Annotated in this window: 1 protein-coding gene; it reads right to left on the minus strand. The window is 47.3% G+C overall.

Features of this window, described 5'->3' with window-relative positions; all coding sequences use genetic code 11:
* Positions 1-191 precede the first annotated feature (191 nt).
* Positions 192-1,141 (minus strand): M24B family metallopeptidase (locus tag R7O12_RS26185; protein WP_318126981.1); only part of this gene is annotated, 950 nt, incomplete at its 5' end.

Below are 1,141 nucleotides of genomic sequence, written 5' to 3' on the forward strand. Positions count from 1 at the left end.
ACTCCGGTTAACCGAGGCGTTTACTGTGCCATTGGCATGTTTCACGTGAAACATTGTGATTGAATGAACGCTTAGCTTTGAGTTTCATGGATGTGATTTATGGAATGCGATTTACGAATTTAGCCCTAAAAAAGGCTCTCCAACTGGAGAGCCTTTTCTATTTTATCTTTAATAGATGTTCGCACTTTTGTTTAAGAGTGAGCCAACGGCAGAGTTGCTTCGCGTAGCCATTCTTTTACTTCGCCTTCAACAAGCGGGCTGATTTGTTCCCATACTTTTTGATGGTAGTCGTTCAACCAAGCAAGTTCTGGACGAGTCAGCATATCGACATTGATATTACGTTTATCGATTGGACAGCGCGTCAATGATTCGAATGATAGAACAGGGAAGTCACCGTTAGTCGGTGTTTCAACTACGAGCTCTAGGTTTTCGATACGGATACCGAACGCATCTGCACGGTAGTAACCAGGCTCATTTGATAGCACCATGCCTTCAGTTAGCGGCACATCAATTTGTTTCTTAGAGATGCTTGCCGGACCTTCATGCACACTTAGGAAGTGACCTACACCGTGGCCAGTACCGTGGTCGTAGTCATAACCTTCCGCCCAGAGATGTTGGCGAGCCAATGTATCGATTTGGTAACCACGAGTACCTTTCGGGAAGCGGGCACGTGCCACACCGATATGACCTTTCAGCGCGAGAGTGAACTGCTTGATCATTTCTGCTGATGGCTGACCAATCGCGATGGTGCGTGTAATGTCGGTTGTGCCATCTAGGTACTGACCGCCTGAATCAACAAGGTAAAGTGTGTTCAACTCTAGCTTACCTGGTTCAGGTTGGTTCTCATGATTGTAGTGACACATAGCAGCATTGCCGCCTGCCGCAGAAATGGTATCAAAGCTCAGATCCATCAGCGTTGGGTCTTCTTTACGGAATGCTTCTAGGCGATCAGCCAGTGTAGCTTCATCATGAAGATTGCCAGCAGCCACTTCGGCATCTAGCCAGCAAAGGAATTTGCTCATCGCTACACCGTCGCGGATATGACAGGCTTTCATGCCCGCAATCTCAACTTCGTTTTTCGCGGCTTTTGGCATTAAACATGGATCGGCTGCAGCAATAACCGATGCGCCTGCATTTTGCA

Source organism: Vibrio sp. Vb1574 (assembly GCF_033338675.1).